Raw genomic sequence first — 20290 nt, 5'->3', positions numbered from 1 at the left:
CTAACGGTGAAGATATAGTTAGTGCAAAAGAAGCAAAAATAGTTCAAACAGAAACAACAGAATTTGATTTATTAGTAGCGTAACACATGAAACTATTATCGCCAACGATATGTATATCGCATATTATAATACATATCCGTTGCTAAAACATAGAAATGCCCTTCTGAGCTTCTGAAGGGCTTTCTTAGTAATTTAAAATATTATTTGGAGGAATATATCATTGGAACTAGATTTAATGCAATTAGTGGCTAATTTAGGCTTTCCTGCTATCGTGACTATGTATTTACTTGTACGTATAGAAGGAAAACTAGAAAGTTTAAGTATTGGTATTAATTCTTTAAACTCAAATATAAGTGAATTGAATAATAAAATATAAAAAGCTACACATCCCAATATTAATCAGGTGTGTAGCTTCTTTGTTTTAAGCACTTTTTTTATGCCTATTTATAATAGCTCTTATGTAACTTTCAGACATATTGTATTTAGCTGCTAATTCTTTATGATTAAATCCATTGTACTGCAATATAATTTCTCTATCACGAGCTTCTTTGTATATCATTTTTTCAGTAGGAAAGTACACTGATGTCCCCCCAAATTCTTTAAATAAAGCCTTTATTTTGTCTATTCCAAGCTCTATAGCTATATTTTCAAATTGTGGAGGTAAGTCACTTATCTTTAAATCCATAAAATATCCTCCTATAAATTAGTTTTAACATTCTCAAATCAAAATACTTTTATATGGATATTCTACATATATTTTTAATTTCCTACTAAAATTATATTATTTATATCTTTTTTAACTTTTTTAAATCTTTCGGCATACTTGGTTGATGTACTATCCATGTACAAGTTGTATTTGCAGACATAACCGCAACAAACATAGCTAAATAACTTGATTTCTTCAATACTTTTAATATACCTTTTTTCATATTAATTCCCCTTACTCAATGATGACTTTATAGTTCCTAAACATAACATTATATTTATCCAAAATAATGAGCTACAAGTATATGCAGATATTTCTTTAAATCTATCTATATTAGCAAAAATTAATGTTAATATGTAAACTATACCCGCCAATATTCTAGATATTTTTTTATATTTTTTTATCTCTCTTAAAGTTAAAGGATTATTTCTATGCTCAATTGGAGCTAGTATAAAAATTCCTGTATAACTTAATGTTGAAATAATAAAAATCATTAATGTATATATTTGAGAATCCACATTCGATGATGTATTTATAGTTAATATAAATATTAAAATAAATATTAATAAGCATTTTGTATAATTATTAGCATGATATCCACCTGCAAACTGTCTTATTGGACAATAGCATATTAAAAATGCTATTGAATAGAAAATCTTATTAAATAATAATCCTATACTTAATACAATTGCTATATTTACAATAAATGCAATTAATACTTCAAATCCATATTTATATACTTCATAATCATCTTGATTTATCTCTTTATTCTCAATTAAAAAAGATGTTATTTTGCTTGCATATGATTTAAACATGTTGTCCTCCTAAATCTTATGCGTTGACAATAACATCTTTTTTTATTTTATTCAATATATTATGCTAAACTGGTCAATATATAAACTTAACTGGGCATATTTTCTAAATTTATATATTTATTTAATCCTATTTTTATAATTTAAATAAATCCCTGATATTGTAAATATTATAAATGACATCAATGGCTTCACACTAATATCAAATGTATTTTTTTCAATATTAATAGATAATAAATTTACACCCATTAGTTCATTTGTATTAAAATAGATATTCATATCAAACATATATAATATACTTATTATTATAATCATTTGGATATATATAAATAATAATCCCTTAATTCCATTAATTAAAAAGTTCTTGATTTTATAACACTCCATAATCAAATATGCCAATCCCAACCTTTATGTACATTCCCCTATTTTTACTAGTTGCAGCTAATACAACACTACCAAATACAATTATATTTTTTAATTTGATATTCAACTCACTCTGAGTAACTGGGTATTATCTAAGCATAACTGGTCAATTTTTAAGATAAAATATAAATTTAATAACAAATTTGTCATCGTAAAAATCAATCTTTATCTCCCCCATTGTATTTATATACAGCATATCTTAGGTTAACTAATTTTTTGTATACCATCTATTATCTTTTAAAATGCTTATCTATAACAAAATATTTACCCAATAACATTGCCGTAACAGATATAAAAATATATATAAATATATTTTTTATAAACATCATACTTATAAAAACTACTAGGGCATAATATATAATAGATATTAGTGCATAATATTTACTCATATTATTGAGGCCTAACTCTTAGATATTGATTAAATCTATATGATACAAATATCCCATTTGGACAATATTCACCTGATATAACTGGCAATATTGCAGCTAAAAGAGTGCCTGCTAAGCTTGCTCCTATCCCTGGAATAAGCCCTACTAAAAAACCTAATGCTGCTGATCCACCTACTGCTACTAAACTTGTTTGGAATGAATTTAACCATAAATCAAAACCATTTTTATACATCTTTAGCTCTGATCTACCAGATGCCTTTGTCATATTTTCAGCTAATGACTTCATTTCATCTGTAATTTCTATATTATTTATTTTAGCTGACTCAATTGCCATTTCATCAGATATTTGTAATGAAAATCCATCTTCAGTTACATTTTTTATATTATTAGAAACTATAATATTATTTAATAAATTTATATAATCATTATAAATATAAAAATCTGATTTTGAACTTTCTGATAACTCGCTAACACTTATATCTAACTTATATTGATTATCTTCTAAGTACACAAAATCTTCAAATGACTTTGATACTCTTTCTATTTTTTGAGAATATGTCTCTTTACTATTTTCCATAGCTGATGCCGTATTTAGCATCGGTATTGCTATTGTAACTCCAACTAATGCTAATGCTATGCTCTTTGTTACTCTTTTCTTAAAACTCATAATTTTCTCCCCCTCATTTAATATAAATTTATATTTTATTTCTTCTCTATAACTTGAATTTACATTTTTTTAATTTGATATTCAATACACTATGAGTAACTGGGTATCATATGAGCATAACTGGTCAATTTTTAAGAGAAAAAATAAATTTAATTACAAATTTATCATCATCAAACTCAATCTTTATCTCCCCATTATATTTATATACAGTATCTTTTATATTTTTTAAACCTATTCCATGCATAAATTTATCTTTTTTATTTGTAATAAAATTATTATTTTTTATATTAATCTCATTTATCTTGCTATTTTCTATTTTTATAAAACAAAAGCTATTTATATATGTAACATTTACTGATATATATTTATCCTTACTATCATCTAAAATCTTATCGCAGGCTTCAATTGCATTATCTAAAGCATTAGAAAAAATAACACATAAGTCCATCATATCTATAAAATCTAATTTACTAAAATCTGCAACTATATCAAATCTAATTCCTTTATCTTTACATAATTGATATTTTTCACTAATTATAATATCAAGTATTTTATTTCCAAAATTAAAATTGATATAACCTATATTTAAATCTAAACTCTTTACGTATTCCTTTACATCTTTTTCATTACTTAAATTAGAAATACAAATCATATGATTATTAATATCATGATAAATTCTTTTTATTTTTTCTTGATTTTCTTCTATCTTCTTATAATACCTATATTCTAAGTTTATTTTTTCTTTCATAAATTCATTTTCTATCTTAAATTTATTACTTATTATTATCTTATAAATTATAATTAATAGTGAAATACTAGATAGTAAAATCAAAAAAGATATGAGAATTAGATTAAAATTATCTATTAACTCTATATCTAAGTTTGAAATACCTTGTTTAAATATAATTAAAAGACTTAAGATATTTGTACATATCGGTATTCCAATATATATAAAGTCATTCTTACTAATTTGACTAAATAATTTAAAATACTTAACCATTAAAATTCCAATAAATAAAAATGATTTAGCTAAAATTATAGTTTCTAGTCTATATAAATTAGGACTTAATAAAACACTTACATCTATGTTATTTACATAAACTATGCTACTAATACTAAGAGCCTCTATACCTATTAACATCATCCAATAAACAAGTGGAATTGTTAAGGCTTTTGATAAATTAACTTCATAATTTAATTTAACGTAAAGTATACTTAACATAATAGATATAAAAACTCTTACATTCGGAAAAATCCCAAGTAAATTCATAGCAAACGCAATTCCTAAAATTAATAAAAAACTAAAGAAACTTTGATTTTTACTAACTTTTTTTATACTTAAGTCATTTATTAAAATATATAATGAAATCCACTCTATAATTAAAATAAATATATCTAATAGTTTCCAAAATATCACACTATTTAACATAACTTATCCCCTAAAACTTCTATTAACCTAGCTTTTAATTGTTTTCTTCTATGTTTACTAATTGGTATTGTAGCATTATTTATATAAATATCTGATACATCTATTTTATTAATTTTTTCTAAGTTTACTATGAAACTATTATGGCATCTAAAAAAGTCTTTATTTAATAGTTTCTCTAATTTCCTAATACTCATTTTTATTATTTCATGTCCATTTATAGTATGTATTATTAGTTGCCTTTTGCTTGTTTCAATATATAAAATATCATCAAATTTAATTTTAATTAATTTTGATTTATCGTTAATTGTTAAAAAGTCATTTTTCTTTTTTATTATATTTTCTATACATTTACCCATATTATTTTTAAATATATTGTATTCTATTGGTTTTAACATATATCTATATGCATTTACTTCATATCCTTCACAAACATAATCTAACACTGATGTAGTAAATATTATTTCTACATTGTTGTCAAACTCTCTTATTCTTCTAGCTACATCCATTCCATTTAATCCATTCATTTGAATATCTAAAAATAATAAATCTATATTATTAGGATAATTACTTAAAAGATCTTCCCCTGATACAAATTCTAAAACTTCATAGTTATGAAATTCATTAAAAAAATCATCGATATAGCCCTTCACTAAATTTATATGAAGACTATTATCTTCACAAACTCCGATAAAAATATTTTTATCATTCATAAAAATTCCTCACACCCTTACTCTCACCACATATTTATAAAGACCCATTTCATGTCACCCCTCCTATTGGAGAGCTTATTTTTTATACTTCTTTCTTTAACCGCTGAACTTGTCTTACTGAAATCTTAAGTTTTTCGGCTATATCTTTATTTTTTAAACCCTTTCTAACTAACTCTCTAACTTTATTTAACGTATTAACTTTCTCTTGCTCTCTTTTAGTTAAACCCTCTTCATTTCTTCGGTCTGCTCTTCTTTTCTCATTCTTTCTATCATACTTTTCATCAAGACCTATAATAGTCTTCATATGCTTTTGCTCTTTGCTTGTAATCCCTAATCTATCAATTAATGTTTCATTCTTATACCAATAACCTTCTTTATCTCTCATACCTTTAGAAACTCTCTTGCGCTCACCACTTCTTAATCCTTGCTCATACGCTATAAATTTATCTATAGCCTTTGGTATACACCTTAAAACAGCTTGTACTTCTGTTTCTTTAAGTGGCTCAGTAAATGCATTATTAAACTCTATAACTATATTTTCAAGTTCATAATTATCTCTAACGTAAATCCCCTTCCAGTATGCATAACAATGCACAGCCATATTTCTATACCCTGTCATTTCATACTTTCTAAGCCTGCATAAGGTTTCTAAATCATTGGCTCTTTCCATATGTAAACTATATGAATTAAAGAATCTATTTGAAATAACCTTATTGTCTATTTTCTTAGTTTGTTGCATCTGTAATTGATGTACTTTAGGCTTATAATTTAAATACTCTTCTCTTAATTCATACATAGAATACTCTACATCATTGTCTATATATAAAACCTTGCAATCAGTGTCACTCTTAGAATTTATAGTCCCTGGAAGTCTTAGTACTCTTGCACCATCTGTAGCTCTTCTATCAGCCCCTAAATGCTTTAAATTATAATATATATAATCTTGTAGTTCTTGCCATGTATTTAAAGCCCCAAAAGGCGCATTTTGTATTCTCCAATAAAGATGTACACCTCTTCCACTATCTGTTACCATGGTTGGCTTAGGTATTTTACCTTCATAATGCATTATCCATATCATATAAACTGTTTCAGCCTTTTCAAGCCCCATACTTTCACAGTCTATATCTTGAAATAATGCTCTAAATTGCCTTATATTTTCTACTCTTCTTTTTGGTATATACATTGTATTTGGCGCTAAAAATACATCTTCTTTTTTATGTAATTCCTCTACAATGTCTCTTAGTCCATCATTTTTAGTATTATATATCTTAATAGTTCGTTCACCGCTATTATTTTCATCATTTAATTTTAATATTTGTATATAACCATCTGTACTTTCGTCATATAAATGGTCACAAAACTCTGTCATTTGCATAAAAAAATCCCCTCTACTTTTCGTATGTTGACACTAAAGATAAGGAGATCTCACAGTTTCTTCTCAATAGATAATACTTAATCTAAATTAAAACTTATTGATTTATGAATAAATTTTATACTGTTTTAAATATCAAAATTATTGATGTTTATGAATTAATATGATAATATTAATTCATAATAACAATATAAAAAATTCTCTGATGAGAGTTCTCTCTTATCTAGAGTGTGTATATAAAAAGCTAGGAATAAGTCGCCAAACTTATAAGATTCCTGGCTTTTTTGATTTTTATTTTCGATTTCTTTATTTAAATTTTAACATAAAATGACGCTTTAGTATATAAAATTTAAGAAGCTACACATCCCAATATTAATTAGGTGTGTAGCTTCTTTGTATATCATTTTTTCAGTATGAAAGTATACTGATGTCCCTCCAAATTCTTTAAATAAAGCTTTAACTTTGTCTATTCCAAGCTCTATAGCTATATTTTCAAATTGTGGAGGTAAGTCACTTATTTTTAATTCCATAAAAAATATTATTAAAAACCGTAATTTTATTTTTTAGACATATTATAAGCTATAATAATCATCATAATTACAGTTATTCCATATATATATATTCCATTCAATAATGCATCCATACTTTACCTCTTATTTTTTATATACTTACTCATATTATTATGGCTCTAGTATAAATTTAAAGGAACCGTATGCCAACGAACCATCATACGAGGTTGGGCTCGTTATTTTATATGGCATAGGAAAAGCGATTACTTGAAATAAAGAACTTTCATTAATATCTGGAAGAGTTAATTCAAATATTTGTTTTTCATTAGGATTTAAATTAAAATATTTTACATTTGAACCATTATTAAATGCTACTTGATTCCAGTCACTGAACATAACTACTGCATAGTCTAAATTTTCTTTACTATAGTTTCCTAATGTTATATACACTTTATCACCGCTCTTGCCTCTATATATAGATTGTTGTTCAAACTTATTAGAGCTTATCCATAAATTATCAATTGGACCTTTACTTGAAGATGTAAAATTACTTTCATACTTGATATTTTCATCACTATTTTCTAAATTAAATCTTTTGGACAGAACTGTTTGGAGTGATATAATTTCACCTACATCAAAATTTTCCGGCATGAAATTAGGATTCTTTATAACTATATAGGTTAACTCCTTACTATTTTTAGGTATTTCTATCTCTATATCAAGAGCTATTTGGTCTACTTTTTCTGTACTAAATAAGTAGCTATTATGCATTTTTCCATTGATTTTAATTGGAGATAGTTCAAAATCAATCATAGCAATTAATAAATAGTCTCTATTTTCATCTATCTTCTGCATCAAATCAATTGTATGATGAACAGTATTATTATTTGACATATTAATAGTATTTCCATCATCTATTAAATTTCCATTATCATCAAGTACTCCTATTGCTACGTATGTATCAAATTCATTTAAATATGATAATTGTTTATTTCGCGTTTTTAATTCATTATTTGTTATATTATTATAGAAATATATAAAAATCAGAACTATTATAAAAACAATAATAATAAATGTTTTTTTTGTTTTTAATCTAGTTAAGAATTTTACCATGAGTCACGTGTTTCATGATTTATAGTATAGTATCCAGCATCTCTATATTCATGATTCCCTAAAGCCCATTTTCCCCATGACGTCAAACCTGAAGGAGTTGCTGTTGCACTTACATAAGATGAGTTCTTCATAGAGTCAAAATCAGACGCATTAAGAGAACCATTACTATTATAAACTCTTGACCTAGCTGATACATAATCAATTGATCGAGTTACGCTTGATGATGCTATAGCTTTTATAATTCCAGACTGACAACGTATTCTAGATGTTACCGTATACGCAGAACGAATATTAAAAGGTGTTTCTGTATCTAAAGACTTTGAAGGTGTAGATTTTTCAGCTACTGGCGAAAGATCTACTATTGTTTTATTTGTTAGTTTTCCTAACTCACTAGAACTATCTGCAAATGATAGTGTTCCAGAAGTAATTAGACTTGAAACTATAAGTGTAGAGCATATAATTTTTTTTATTTTCATAAAGTACCCCCTTAATTTTCATAAAGTACTTGCCAAATTTATAAAATTAGACAGTATGTAATCAGTTCTCTATATTATTATAAATTCCTTCTCTATATAGTTAAATAATAACTATATAGAGAAGGGTAACCAATATAAGATAGCAGCAATATAAAAAGTAATAGAGTAAATTTCTTCATCTGTAAATCTCCTTATGTAATAGAATGCTCCATTATAATACTACCGTACACAGCCCACAACCACATATTTATAAAGACCCATTTCAGTTGACAAAAAATAATACTAAATTTCTTTACATAATTTACTCACTGCTTGTCTACTTATTCCTAGTTCTTGAGCTATTTTAGACTGATTTAATCCTTTACTTAAAAATACTTTTATTTTCTCTATTCTATCTTTCTTATCTTGTTCTCTCTTAGTTAAACCTTCTTCATTTCTTCTATCTACTCTTCTCTTTTTATTCTTTCTATCATACTTTTCATCAATTCCTATAATAGTCTTCATATACTTTTGCTCTTTACTTGTAATTCCTAACCTATCAATTAATGTTTCATTCTTATACCAATAACCTTCCTTATCCCTCATGCCTTTAGAAACTCTCTTACGCTCACCACTTCTTAAACCTTGCTCATACGCTATAAATTTATCTATAGCCTTTGGTATACACCTTAAAACAGCTTGTACTTCTGTTTCTTTAAGTGGCTCAGTAAATGCATTATTAAACTCTATAACTATATTTTCAAGTTCATAATTATCTCTAACGTAAATCCCCTTCCAGTATGCATAACAATGCACAGCCATATTTCTATACCCTGTCATTTCATACTTTCTAAGCCTGCATAAGGTTTCTAAATCATTGGCTCTTTCCATATGTAAACTATATGAATTAAAGAATCTATTTGAAATAACCTTATTGTCTATTTTCTTAGTTTGTTGCATCTGTAATTGATGTACTTTAGGCTTATAATTTAAATACTCTTCTCTTAATTCATACATAGAATACTCTACATCATTGTCTATATATAAAACCTTGCAATCAGTGTCACTCTTAGAATTTATAGTCCCTGGAAGTCTTAGTACTCTTGCACCATCTGTAGCTCTTCTATCAGCCCCTAAATGCTTTAAATTATAATATATATAATCTTGTAGTTCTTGCCATGTATTTAAAGCCCCAAAAGGCGCATTTTGTATTCTCCAATAAAGATGTACACCTCTTCCACTATCTGTTACCATGGTTGGCTTAGGTATTTTACCTTCATAATGCATTATCCATATCATATAAACTGTTTCAGCCTTTTCAAGTCCCATGCTTTCACAGTCTATATCTTGAAATAATGCTCTAAATTGTCTTATATTTTCTACTCTTCTTTTTGGTATATACATTGTATTTGGCGCTAGAAATACATCTTCTTTTTTATGTAATTCTTCTACAATGTCTCTTAGTCCATCATTTTTAGTATTATATATTTTAATAGTTCGCTCACCACTATTATTTTCATCATCTAATTTTAATATTTGTATATAACCATCTGTACTTTCGTTATATAAATGGTCACAAAAGTCTGTCATTTGCATAAAAAAATTCCCCTCTACTTTTAGTATGTTGACACTAAAGATAAGGAGACTCACCGATTTTTTCAATAAGTAATACTTAATCTAAATTAAAACTTATTGATTTATGAATAAATTTTATACTGTTTTAAATATCAAAATTATTGATGTTTATGAATTAATATGATAATATTAATTCATAATAACAATATAAAAAATTCTCTGATGAGAGTTCTCTCTTATCTAGAGTGTGTATATAAAAAGCTAGGAATAAGTCGCCAAACTTATAAGATTCCTGGCTTTTTTGATTTTTATTTTCGATTTCTTTATTTAAATTTTAACATAAAATGACGCTTTAGTATATAAAATTTAAAAAGCTACACATCCCAATATTAATCAGGTGTGTAGTTTCTTTTTTTATGCCTATTTATAATAGCTCTTATGTAACTTTCAGACATATTGTATTTAGCTGCTAATTCTTTATGATTAAATCCATTATATTCTGATACTATTTCTCTATCACGAGCATCTTTGTATATCATTTTTTCAGTAGGAAAGTACACAGATGTTCCCCCAAATTCTTTAAATAAAAGCTTTAACTTTGTCTATTCCAAGCTCTATAGCTATATTTTCAAATTGTACAGGTAGATTAATTATAAAAACTCTTTTATTTAATAAAAAATATATTTATATGTCCAAAATAAATTAATATATTTTTGATATTAGATTATAAAACTTATAATATACAAATACTAATAAAATTTAGAATAATAACCTGTAAAAAACTTTAATAATTCATCAGAAGAAATATTCCCCTGTAATTCTCCATAATTAAATCCAATTTGATAAACTAATTTTTTATCTTCATTTATAAATTTATATCCATCTGTATTTGGTTCATCAAGTAATATTAAATTATTAAGTTGTTCTTTAGGAATAAACTTTACTGATTTTGACATTATTGTACACGTTTTACCTTCATTATTTTGATAAGTATATTTTTTTTGAACATCATATCCATTGCCTATAAGAGTTTCTTTTTTATTAATGAGTTTAAATTCTCCTACTAATTTTATATCATTTTCATCTATGTCCAAATCAATATCTTTATAATCTTTAAGAAATTTATTATACATACTTAATTTAAAATCAGTTATTGCATTTAATATAGATTCACAAAGTTCCTTAATTTGATTAAAATCTATAGATTCAATATTATCCTCTGCATCATCATACAACCTAGCTTTTGCATAGTCATTACATAAATTTATTACAGGTATTTCCCCCATATAAAAAGAAAGATCATCTGATGATCCTCCGCCTGATAAATTAAACTCCTTATTAGTCAATTTATCCATCATAATAGATATTATATTATTTTCTCCATTAACAGTTTGCATTATAATAGGGCCTTTCCCTTTTTCTCCTACCATATCAATATTTATACAGCCTAATATATTATTTTTTTCATCTTCATCAAGGCTTGAAACAAACTTTCTTGATCCAGATCTAAAATACTCTTCTGCACTAAAAAATACTATACCTATATTAAATTCATCATTATAATCACTCAATACTCTTGCTAGTTCTAATAAAGTAGCACTACCTGATGCGTTATCTACAATACCAATAGTATCACTTGTTGAATCATAATGTGCTGTTAAATATAAGGTCTTCTTATTTTTATCAAAGTTGCGTTGAGTAGCAATTATATTCCTAGCCTTTCCTATAGAATCAGAGTTATAAAAATTGTTATTTAAATAATCTAAATTAGTTTCAGATTGTACAGTTGTATATTGATCTTGTTTATATACATCAAATTCTTGAAACATAACAGAATAACCGTATTTAGTAAGTTGATTATTTATATATTCTGAAGATTCTATCTCTCCATCTGATCCATAATTTCGTACATTTGACGATATCTTTTTTATATTTTCTTTTAATAAATTTTCATTTATAGTTATGTCTTTACTTTTATACTTTATTTGATTATTATCTTCACTTTGATTTGTAGATAATTTTTTACTTTCAGAGCATCCAGTTAATAATAAAATCATACTTAATAGTATAATTAACTTATTTACGTTCAAAATATAATTCACCCCTCTTAAACAAAAGACTTACTATATAGTAAGTCTTTGTTTATATTTATCCTATATGATTAAGGTATTTATCTGCAACCCATCCATTACCATACTTACTTTGTATTTCTTGCCACCACATTCCATTTGCATATTTTTGCTTAGTATATGTAGTTATTACAGTTACACCTTTAGGTAATTGTCCAACTACTTTATATGATGTTCCTGCGTTAGATCTAATATTTACATTTGATGCATTTACAACAGCATATTGAGCTCTCGGTTGAACTATTTCATTTTTATTATCCTCACTTATATAATTAGTAACTTCATTTGCAAATGACACCATTGTAGTTGAAGTCATCGCTAATATTGCACTTAAGCATAATAATTTCTTTTTCATATATATCCCCCTATATTTTTAATAATTTATCAATTTAAGTGTATAATATTAAGTTTCCATATTAAAGTATTTCTATAAACAAAATTAACTTAATATAACACATCAAATGACACTATCTCTAATTTGTATTTATTCTATAACATAAATTTATTAAAAATTCATATTTAAGCTTTTAATGTTATTACATAACTGTTATGTAAAAGATCTTACTATCTCTATTAGCTTATTACACAGATAATAATTGACACTAATCCCTATAAATATTAAAGATCAACATGCTCACCCACACCACATATTTATAAAGAGCCATTTTTTAACGCACCTATTTTTTTAAATTAACTTTATTCCACATATACCTTGATACTATTGGCTCTATCTCAATAACAATATCATTCTTTTCTTTTTTTCCCTGATACTCAAATACACCAATATAGTTTTTATTTTTTAAAATATAATCAACCTTCTGCTTAGAAAATCCATACTTAGCACCTATTTTAGCTAATGAAAGCCCTTTAGACCTCAATTTAAATATCTCTTTAACTATTTTAGCTTCTTCCTCATCTATTTCAAATTGACCATATTTATTTACCTTATATCCAAATGCTGGCTTACCACCTACCCACTTATTTTCATTAAGTCTAGCTATTCTTCCATTTCTAGTTCTTTCATTTATTACAGCTCTTTCAAACTCTGCAAAGCTCCCTAGCATTTGTAAAAATAACATACCTTGAGGGGTTGAAGTATCAAACATTTCCGTTACACTTACTAAAGCCACTTCATAATTTTGTAACTCATAAATCATAGCTAATAAGTTGTACAAACTACGGTGTATTCTATCATTTTTATAAACTATAATCATATCTATGTTATTTTCTTTTACATAATCCATCATCTTATCGTACTCTGGTCTATCTGTAGATTTACCTGATACTGCTTTATCTATAAACATTTCATCTATCACAATATCGTGAAGTTTAGCGTACATTCTAATTTTATCTTCTTGGTCTTTAAGCGAAGTATTATCTACTTGCATTAATGTTGATATTCTACAGTATCCTACTGCTCTTTTTTTCATGTCATCCTCCAAATGAATATTAATAAGCCACCTTTGATTGAGGTGGCTTATATTACTATTTTTTTAATTTTAGGCTATGTTTTAACACAATGTTGAGATTAGATAAATTTTAAATAATTAAAAATCAAGAGCTGTATTTGTTATTCATACAGCTCTTGATTTAGTTCGTATTAAATTAATATTGTAAAAGTATTGTTCTGTTCAATAAAACATCACGTTTATTTCTTGAACAACATCTTACTGAAATAACTTTATTTAAACTAACTATAATTATCTCTAATACATCGCCTAAGATAATATTTGTTTTATTGAACAAATTAATCTTCTAATTTTGCATATTTACAAATTCTATAGTATGCACCAAATTCAGTTGCAACTGCCATCACTATTATTGTAATTGTAATTATATATGGATACCTGTTTTTTAACACATAGTTTATGCCAGCAATTGCTGATAAACATAATCCAAATACCATAACATGAGAGCCCATAATATCTGCAACTTTATCATTATCATATTTTTTTAAATTTACCCAACTTACAAGATTACCCATTTTATACTTTCTAACCATAAATCCTAACACAAATCCCAAAATACCTATAATTAGAGTTATTATACTAAACTCCATATTTGTCCCCCCTTTTATCATAAAAAGATACTATAGGTAAATTATAACATATTAGAAATAATAATAATTAAGATACAGATATATTTACATAAAATACAGAATAAAAATAAGTGTCCACTAAAACAGATGTTTTCATGGACAGTCAACTAATTATATCATTTTCTTCGCATTATATAACAATTGCGAAGTTAATCATATTATATCATTTTCAACACTCATTTAAAACATAGCCTAATTTTAAAATTAAACCTATCACAAAATATATTGCCATAGATACAAGACCTACAAAAAATACACTTTTTTCTAGTGTATTGAATTCTACTTGCCTAAATATAATACTTAAAAATACTATGGCTATCGTTAATTCAAAAATGCTATAACATAGATTTCTTATACTTTTTAATAACTCATTCATTTTGATTTCCTCTAAAATATAGTTTATTTAATATGTATTTAAGATTTAATTATAAATAATTCAAAATAAAAAAGTCAAGTTTGTCGGCTCAAACTTTACTTTTTTATATAAAATTACTATATATTTAAGTAATTTCAATGTACTCATCTAATATATCATCATTTATTTTTTAATTTATTCATCTAATATTTTAATTTATTTATCAATATTTGTCGAATACTTAAAATAAACTATATTTTTATACTAAAAAACAAATGGAGGACAATTGTCCTCCATTCATAATATATATCTATTTTAATTCATAACTTTTCTTATTAACTCAATGTCTTCTATAGATAAATCAGTAAGATCTTGTATAGTTTCATTATCCATACCTTTTAAAATAGCCTTCTTAGCTATCTCTATAGCTTTTTCTTTCTTACCTTCATCTATTAAACTCTTACCTAATTCAGTCACTTTAAGCTCCTCCTTTACTCTTTCTAAATCTTTTCCACTTAAAAATTTATTTGCAAAGGCATATATTATAGATTCAACATCGTGCCTATAAGTAATATCTATATCTTTTAATAACTTTATAGTATTTAATATTCTATCTAATTTGCTTACTTGCCCACCCATTATTGGACTAAATGATAATGATATTATATCATCTTTTGATAAACTTATTCCCTTACTTATTTTATCAGATACATTCTTAAATACATCATCACCATTTTTACTAGCCATAGATATAGTATTTACTTTAAATTTATTTATACCTGTTTCTAAAGTGTCATTTACATTTATTATATTTGATGAATAGATTACATATGTAACAACATCTTTTCCTGTCTGATGGCTAAGTAAGGCCTCGTATGCTCTAAATCTTCTTAAATCAGATATATTCTTATTTGTTGTCTGAAACTCAAAGTGTATATATGTATCATCTTCCATCAAAAAAGTATAATCCATATGTAGGTTCTTACTTTCTAAAACAACTAATTCCGTTGGACCTAGTTCTTTTACTTTCTTATCTATTCCAAAGAATTTTAATCCATCCTCAGCAAATACATCCATAGCTCTTTTCATTATTAAATCTTCATAATTTGTTATCCTCACTTTTTCACCACCTTAAATATACAATTATAACTGTCGGACAATTGTCCTCCACTTATAATATATCTACTTATACTTTTCCATAAACTCTATAAATGCTTTACTTATGATATCATGTTTATTTAAATGATTATATTTATCTTTGCATAAACTTGAGAAATTATCCCATACATCTTTATCTACACGAATAGTAGTTTTTATTGCTTCTGATTTATCAAAATCTATTTGAAGGCCACTTTTAACTTCGATGACATCTATAGGACAATTGTCCTCCATATTATCAAAGTTATCTATAACATACATTAGCTTATCATAATTATTAACTATATTAAGAAGCTTATTTTGTGCATCTAAGCTAGATAACAGATGTCCTCCATTTGGAGGACAAACTTCTTCAATAATTGAAATACCTCCATTTTGCACAGGCGGAGGACAACTGTCCTCCACAGTTAATACAAACTTTCCATCTATCTTATTATATCCATATTTTTTCATTAATCTATCTAAAGTATCTACTCTGGTATATCCAAATTCAACTGCTATTTCTTTTCTTGATAATCCTTTTTCTTGAAGCTCCATTATATACTGTATCTTTTCTTCAGAACTCCAACCTTTTTTATTATCCAAAATATCACCTCCAAATAATAATGGAGGACAATCGTCCTCCATTATTATTATATTGCTAACTTAGTATTTTATCTATTACTTTATTTAATTAAATAGAAGTAATATATACTAGTATTAAGAATATAAATTTTACTTTTATATCTAAAGGTAATTTATATATCTTTTCAAATGCTTTATATGTATTTGTATTGCTATTTCTTATTCTAACTAATATCTCTTCTAATATTTAATAATTCTTTTATGCTATTAGCTATATACCTATTGATACAACTGAGTTTTTCCGTATTACTTATGAAGTTTTGCTGGTACAATCCAGCTTTTAATAGCTTTAATAGCATAGATCTATATTATATATGCATCTTTAAATCCTTTATCTTTAGCCAATATAACTTGATTTATAGCATTATTTTTATCCTTAAAAGCACCAATACAAACCTTGTATAAAACATCACTTGTAACAGCTTCTAATCCAAATAAATCTATTAAATTATCCCTAATTGCTAGAGCTACCGCTTTAATATTACTACTAATATTTAAATCCTTTTCAGCATTAATATTAGAAATAAAATCAACCTCAATTAAAGCAGCAGGCATATTAGTATTCTTAAGTACAGAAAGTTTCTGGCTTAACTTAACACCTCTGTTTCTAACATTAAAAATCTTTGATACATCCTCACATAAACAATTAGAAAATTTATTTAACTTATCATTTTTATTAGAATACTGCCAAACTTCAACACCTCTAACACTGCTATCTGTAGCTGAATTAATATGAATTGATAAAAAATAATCTGCTTTAAAATCATTTGCAATCTTAGCTCTTTCACTCAATGATAAATATACATTAGATAGCCTTGTAAACTTAACTTCAAGCTCATAACCTTTAAGTAATTCATCAAGTTCCTTCCCTATAGCTAAAACAACATCTGCTTCATGTGTTTTATTTGGTCCAATAGCTCCAGGATCATGACCTCCATGTCCTAAATCAATAACTAACTTTCCCATAAATACCTCCCCAATTTATGTATTTCTCTATTATAATAAGTATATTATCTTTAAAATGTAAAATTTATTTTTATTCGATATGATAAAACCTACAGACATTTTTAAACCTGCTCACTATCATTTGTATTAAAATCAAAACTTTTAAGCTCTATACCCTTAATTTCTCCATTAATCCAACTATCTCTTACCTTTTCTTCCTTCTCATTCATGCTATGTACTTTCTTACTAGATCTATTTCTCTTTTGACCACTGCATTTACTAGTCTTTTGAGCATTTAAGCTGACTTTATTTAATTTTTTCTCTTTAGCCTGCTCCTTTTTCTGTTGTTTCTTCTTGTATTCCTCAAACTTCAAAGCTCCAAAACTTTTAATCATTGCCTGCTCTGTTATAATCCATGTTCTTCCCATCTTCTTTACCTCTTCACCAATAACGAACTTACCACGTGCCACTTGCTTTCTTAAACATGAATCATCTATTCCATAAATCTCAGCTACTTCAAGAAATGTATATAAACCTCCAAAACTACCTTTCACTCCAATACCCCCTACAAACTTGTATATTTCAATTTTTAATATATTAAACCTCTTATAAAAACTCATTTTTATATTCACGAAAACGTGAAATATTAATAAATTTAGCACTTATAAAATTCACATTTACGTGAATTTCAAGTAATCTTTAATTTATACATAAATGCCGAAATTTCCTTTAAAAGCTATATTTGCACCAGCATTGGATAGCGGAGCAATGGTTTTATCCAATGCGGTATATTAGGGTTAAAGTATAATACCGAAACCAGGTAAATAGGCTAATTTTGTTTATAGATGAAATTAATATTTAAAAAACTTGTAGAGTAACTTATCTAAAACGTGGAGGTTTAATAATCTTTATTGATTCATGCACCAATAAAAGCTAGACAAAGGGCATTGGGCTTAGGGCAGTGAATGGCTATCCCTAAAAAGCTACGAACACAAATGAACGGATAAGATACGTAGCAGACTTGATATGTAATATGATGTTTGCGAAGTATGTTAGTAGTGAATTGTGTGAGTGCTTTAGGGATTAGTCAGAGGGGCATGGCCGAAAGGCCTATCTTTTCTTTTAATCAAGTAATTAACTAAAAAATATACGCTTCAAACTGACACATAACTCACGATTAAAAGTGAATTTGAGTTAGCGATTGTAGCGAAAATCCTTTTGAGCGTTCTTTGCTCAAAAGATTGAAGCGTAAAGCGCGGTGGCGATAGCCAAACTCCATAAAAATCAACTCAGAGTCTAGGAATATCAATAAGTATATATACAGTAATATAAGAATAATATTAAATATTACAACCAATAATCCACTTCATAAACTATAAAAATAATTGATTAAATTATATGAGCTTAAAAAACATTTTTTATATAAAATTTCATAAATCAAATACAACTAAAAATAAATGATGCAGTAGTTTTTTAGTCTGACATCACAGTTTGCAGCGGTTTTGGCTGCAATCTGTGATGTCAGACTTGACCCTAAAGATTTTGACCCCAATATATAAATAAAGATAGTTGAGATAGGAGCGGTTTTTGCTCCTACTTCAACTATCATCATATACTATTCTTAAATTAAACCCTTTTTCTCTTACTTTTACTAAAATAAAGGGATTGGAGGAGGGGGAGCAGAGAGCGCGGTGGGTGAAGTATGTCCAATGCTGAAACGAAGGAAATAGTAAGCAAATAAATAAAGCTACAATATAGCTCATATCATAATCAAAAAATCCTATGTAATATGAGCTATATTGTAGCATCACCTTGTATGCCTTATTTTTTACGAAGTGAAAGCATTGGACATACAGGGGCTGAATAACCGAAGGTTTAAAAACCATAAGCTCTCATAAAATCTTTTTACCAATGCGAAGCATCTATAAACAAATTTTATGAGCTATATCCATAATCTTTCCACCTCTTTATTTTTCATTTATTAATTTATGAATTAACCCAACAGAACAATTATATCTCTTAGCTATCTCTTTTATAGTATTTCCATCTTCCCTAAGCCTTCTTATCTCATCAACCTGATCATCAGTAAACTTAGCCTTTCTGCCAGCACCTCTAGCATTATGCATTAAAGAATTTTTCTTTAATTGGTCCATTTCGTCTAAATTTCTCTTAAAATCTTTATCCTTTAATTTTAAATACTCATTAAAATAATATAAATAATCTTTTTTATATTTTTCAACATCATCTTCTAATCTTTTATTATTTCTTTCTAATCTAGCTATAACATCATTTAAACAATCTATTTTACTCTTTAGCTCCTCTATTTCTACCTCATAAGATTCATCTTCAACCAAACTATCATTATTTGATGTACCTAAAGTTATATAATAGCAATTTCCATTGGAATACATATCAGTACTTACCGACTTAAATCCATCCATAAGTTTTTTAAACTTCTTTGTAGATAAATTTAAAAACCTATCAGTCTTATGATTAACGCCCCACATAGCCACCTTATTACCATCTTGAGAAATCAAAATCTCAAGATCATCATTTATCATATAACTTTCCCTTTTACAGTTATACATTTTAGTATGTTTATCTAATATTTCATTAAATATTTTCATATCATCATCCATTCATAAATTAATTTATGAATATACTTTACCATTATATCTAATTTCATTCAATAATTAATTTATGAAAATTATAATCTAATCTTTTCATAAATTCTCCATAAAAAAATCATGAAAAAAACTCCACAACTATATTTTAGGACTTTGTACGTGAAACAAAATATACTTAAATTAATCAAAACTAA

22 protein-coding genes and 1 pseudogene are annotated in these 20290 nt (G+C 26.3%); 1 reads left to right on the top strand and 22 read right to left on the bottom strand.

What is annotated here, in order from left to right:
• Positions 1 to 235 precede the first annotated feature (235 nt).
• Entirely contained in the window at positions 236 to 376 is a 141-nt protein-coding gene (locus Q5F54_RS03170) for a YvrJ family protein (RefSeq protein WP_177571301.1), read from the top strand.
• A 45-nt stretch (positions 377 to 421) separates the two neighbouring features.
• Here Q5F54_RS03170 and Q5F54_RS03165 read toward each other — a convergent pair whose 3' ends face one another.
• The 22 genes and pseudogenes from Q5F54_RS03165 to Q5F54_RS03060 all read right to left on the bottom strand — a co-directional run bounded on the left by Q5F54_RS03165 (position 422) and on the right by Q5F54_RS03060 (position 20096).
• On the bottom strand, positions 422 to 685 hold the full coding sequence (locus Q5F54_RS03165; RefSeq protein WP_302333961.1) for a Mor transcription activator family protein: 264 nt from the start codon (positions 683 to 685) through the stop codon (positions 422 to 424).
• A gap of 100 nt (positions 686 to 785) precedes the next feature.
• Positions 786 to 929: a cyclic lactone autoinducer peptide gene (locus tag Q5F54_RS03160; RefSeq protein ID WP_302333960.1), complete on the bottom strand. Its 144-nt coding sequence runs from the start codon at positions 927 to 929 to the stop codon at positions 786 to 788.
• A gap of 1 nt (position 930) precedes the next feature.
• On the bottom strand, positions 931 to 1521 hold the full coding sequence (locus Q5F54_RS03155; RefSeq protein WP_302333959.1) for an accessory gene regulator ArgB-like protein: 591 nt from the start codon (positions 1519 to 1521) through the stop codon (positions 931 to 933).
• A gap of 810 nt (positions 1522 to 2331) precedes the next feature.
• Entirely contained in the window at positions 2332 to 2997 is a 666-nt protein-coding gene (locus Q5F54_RS03150; RefSeq protein ID WP_177571298.1) for a hypothetical protein, read from the bottom strand.
• A gap of 124 nt (positions 2998 to 3121) precedes the next feature.
• Complete coding sequence (locus tag Q5F54_RS03145; protein WP_177571299.1) at positions 3122 to 4426, bottom strand: ATP-binding protein; 1305 nt, start codon at positions 4424 to 4426, stop codon at positions 3122 to 3124.
• Positions 4420 to 5136, bottom strand: coding sequence for a LytTR family DNA-binding domain-containing protein (locus tag Q5F54_RS03140; RefSeq protein WP_178143794.1), 717 nt, complete (start codon positions 5134 to 5136; stop codon positions 4420 to 4422). The genes Q5F54_RS03145 and Q5F54_RS03140 overlap by 7 nt, the downstream gene beginning before the upstream one ends.
• Before the next feature lie 82 nt (positions 5137 to 5218).
• Positions 5219 to 6511, bottom strand: coding sequence for a DNA-binding response regulator (locus Q5F54_RS03135; RefSeq protein ID WP_302333958.1), 1293 nt, complete (start codon positions 6509 to 6511; stop codon positions 5219 to 5221).
• A gap of 332 nt (positions 6512 to 6843) precedes the next feature.
• Positions 6844 to 7038: a hypothetical protein gene (locus Q5F54_RS03130; RefSeq protein WP_178069637.1), complete on the bottom strand. Its 195-nt coding sequence runs from the start codon at positions 7036 to 7038 to the stop codon at positions 6844 to 6846.
• A gap of 150 nt (positions 7039 to 7188) precedes the next feature.
• Positions 7189 to 8130 (bottom strand): hypothetical protein, encoded by a 942-nt coding sequence (locus Q5F54_RS03125; RefSeq protein ID WP_177571667.1) that lies wholly within the window; start codon positions 8128 to 8130, stop codon positions 7189 to 7191.
• Complete coding sequence (locus Q5F54_RS03120) at positions 8124 to 8606, bottom strand: hypothetical protein (protein WP_177571669.1); 483 nt, start codon at positions 8604 to 8606, stop codon at positions 8124 to 8126. The genes Q5F54_RS03125 and Q5F54_RS03120 overlap by 7 nt, the downstream gene beginning before the upstream one ends.
• 282 nt (positions 8607 to 8888) lie before the next feature.
• Positions 8889 to 10181, bottom strand: a complete 1293-nt coding sequence (locus Q5F54_RS03115) for a DNA-binding response regulator (RefSeq protein ID WP_302333957.1) — start codon at positions 10179 to 10181, stop codon at positions 8889 to 8891.
• A gap of 368 nt (positions 10182 to 10549) precedes the next feature.
• Positions 10550 to 10735, bottom strand: a pseudogene (locus Q5F54_RS03110) (Mor transcription activator family protein); the annotation flags it as partial.
• Between the two features lie 174 nt (positions 10736 to 10909).
• Positions 10910 to 12250 carry a M28 family metallopeptidase gene (locus Q5F54_RS03105; protein WP_302333956.1) on the bottom strand — a complete coding sequence of 447 codons (1341 nt, stop codon included), beginning with the start codon at positions 12248 to 12250 and terminating at the stop codon, positions 10910 to 10912.
• Between the two features lie 58 nt (positions 12251 to 12308).
• On the bottom strand, positions 12309 to 12644 hold the full coding sequence (locus tag Q5F54_RS03100; RefSeq protein WP_281538638.1) for an SH3 domain-containing protein: 336 nt from the start codon (positions 12642 to 12644) through the stop codon (positions 12309 to 12311).
• Positions 12645 to 12966: 322 nt separating this feature from the next.
• Positions 12967 to 13719, bottom strand: coding sequence for a recombinase family protein (locus Q5F54_RS03095; protein ID WP_281538637.1), 753 nt, complete (start codon positions 13717 to 13719; stop codon positions 12967 to 12969).
• A 317-nt stretch (positions 13720 to 14036) separates the two neighbouring features.
• Positions 14037 to 14348, bottom strand: a complete 312-nt coding sequence (locus Q5F54_RS03090) for a hypothetical protein (RefSeq protein WP_281538636.1) — start codon at positions 14346 to 14348, stop codon at positions 14037 to 14039.
• Positions 14349 to 14556: 208 nt separating this feature from the next.
• On the bottom strand, positions 14557 to 14763 hold the full coding sequence (locus Q5F54_RS03085; protein WP_281538635.1) for a hypothetical protein: 207 nt from the start codon (positions 14761 to 14763) through the stop codon (positions 14557 to 14559).
• A 294-nt stretch (positions 14764 to 15057) separates the two neighbouring features.
• Positions 15058 to 15861, bottom strand: a complete 804-nt coding sequence (locus Q5F54_RS03080; protein ID WP_281538634.1) for a hypothetical protein — start codon at positions 15859 to 15861, stop codon at positions 15058 to 15060.
• A gap of 63 nt (positions 15862 to 15924) precedes the next feature.
• Positions 15925 to 16485 carry a hypothetical protein gene (locus Q5F54_RS03075; protein ID WP_281538633.1) on the bottom strand — a complete coding sequence of 187 codons (561 nt, stop codon included), beginning with the start codon at positions 16483 to 16485 and terminating at the stop codon, positions 15925 to 15927.
• 342 nt (positions 16486 to 16827) lie between these two features.
• Positions 16828 to 17490, bottom strand: a complete 663-nt coding sequence (locus Q5F54_RS03070; protein ID WP_301954092.1) for an N-acetylmuramoyl-L-alanine amidase — start codon at positions 17488 to 17490, stop codon at positions 16828 to 16830.
• A gap of 101 nt (positions 17491 to 17591) precedes the next feature.
• Positions 17592 to 18089 (bottom strand): helix-turn-helix domain-containing protein, encoded by a 498-nt coding sequence (locus tag Q5F54_RS03065; protein ID WP_302333955.1) that lies wholly within the window; start codon positions 18087 to 18089, stop codon positions 17592 to 17594.
• A 1347-nt stretch (positions 18090 to 19436) separates the two neighbouring features.
• Positions 19437 to 20096 carry a helix-turn-helix domain-containing protein gene (locus Q5F54_RS03060; RefSeq protein WP_302333954.1) on the bottom strand — a complete coding sequence of 220 codons (660 nt, stop codon included), beginning with the start codon at positions 20094 to 20096 and terminating at the stop codon, positions 19437 to 19439.
• Positions 20097 to 20290: the final 194 nt, after the last annotated feature.

This window comes from uncultured Romboutsia sp. (assembly GCF_958366745.1).
Classification (GTDB): Bacteria; Bacillota; Clostridia; order Peptostreptococcales; family Peptostreptococcaceae; genus Romboutsia; species Romboutsia timonensis.
The sequence above is the reverse complement of the archived record's forward strand: the minus strand, read 5'-3'. Positions and strand labels throughout refer to the sequence as shown.

Excerpts from the sequence above, each read along its gene's own strand:
- Q5F54_RS03170 (WP_177571301.1), top strand. The coding sequence starts at position 236 with ATGCAATTAGTGGCTAATTTAGGCTTTCCTGCTATCGTGACTATGTAT.
- Q5F54_RS03165 (WP_302333961.1), bottom strand. The coding sequence starts at position 685 with ATGGATTTAAAGATAAGTGACTTACCTCCACAATTTGAAAATATAGCT.
- Q5F54_RS03160 (WP_302333960.1), bottom strand. The coding sequence starts at position 929 with ATGAAAAAAGGTATATTAAAAGTATTGAAGAAATCAAGTTATTTAGCT.
- Q5F54_RS03155 (WP_302333959.1), bottom strand. The coding sequence starts at position 1,521 with ATGTTTAAATCATATGCAAGCAAAATAACATCTTTTTTAATTGAGAAT.
- Q5F54_RS03150 (WP_177571298.1), bottom strand. The coding sequence starts at position 2,997 with ATGAGTTTTAAGAAAAGAGTAACAAAGAGCATAGCATTAGCATTAGTT.
- Q5F54_RS03145 (WP_177571299.1), bottom strand. The coding sequence starts at position 4,426 with ATGTTAAATAGTGTGATATTTTGGAAACTATTAGATATATTTATTTTA.
- Q5F54_RS03140 (WP_178143794.1), bottom strand. The coding sequence starts at position 5,136 with ATGAATGATAAAAATATTTTTATCGGAGTTTGTGAAGATAATAGTCTT.
- Q5F54_RS03135 (WP_302333958.1), bottom strand. The coding sequence starts at position 6,511 with ATGCAAATGACAGAGTTTTGTGACCATTTATATGACGAAAGTACAGAT.
- Q5F54_RS03130 (WP_178069637.1), bottom strand. The coding sequence starts at position 7,038 with ATGGAATTAAAAATAAGTGACTTACCTCCACAATTTGAAAATATAGCT.
- Q5F54_RS03125 (WP_177571667.1), bottom strand. The coding sequence starts at position 8,130 with ATGGTAAAATTCTTAACTAGATTAAAAACAAAAAAAACATTTATTATT.
- Q5F54_RS03120 (WP_177571669.1), bottom strand. The coding sequence starts at position 8,606 with ATGAAAATAAAAAAAATTATATGCTCTACACTTATAGTTTCAAGTCTA.
- Q5F54_RS03115 (WP_302333957.1), bottom strand. The coding sequence starts at position 10,181 with ATGCAAATGACAGACTTTTGTGACCATTTATATAACGAAAGTACAGAT.
- Q5F54_RS03100 (WP_281538638.1), bottom strand. The coding sequence starts at position 12,644 with ATGAAAAAGAAATTATTATGCTTAAGTGCAATATTAGCGATGACTTCA.
- Q5F54_RS03095 (WP_281538637.1), bottom strand. The coding sequence starts at position 13,719 with ATGAAAAAAAGAGCAGTAGGATACTGTAGAATATCAACATTAATGCAA.
- Q5F54_RS03090 (WP_281538636.1), bottom strand. The coding sequence starts at position 14,348 with ATGGAGTTTAGTATAATAACTCTAATTATAGGTATTTTGGGATTTGTG.
- Q5F54_RS03085 (WP_281538635.1), bottom strand. The coding sequence starts at position 14,763 with ATGAATGAGTTATTAAAAAGTATAAGAAATCTATGTTATAGCATTTTT.
- Q5F54_RS03070 (WP_301954092.1), bottom strand. The coding sequence starts at position 17,490 with ATGGGAAAGTTAGTTATTGATTTAGGACATGGAGGTCATGATCCTGGA.
- Q5F54_RS03065 (WP_302333955.1), bottom strand. The coding sequence starts at position 18,089 with ATGAGTTTTTATAAGAGGTTTAATATATTAAAAATTGAAATATACAAG.
- Q5F54_RS03060 (WP_302333954.1), bottom strand. The coding sequence starts at position 20,096 with ATGAAAATATTTAATGAAATATTAGATAAACATACTAAAATGTATAAC.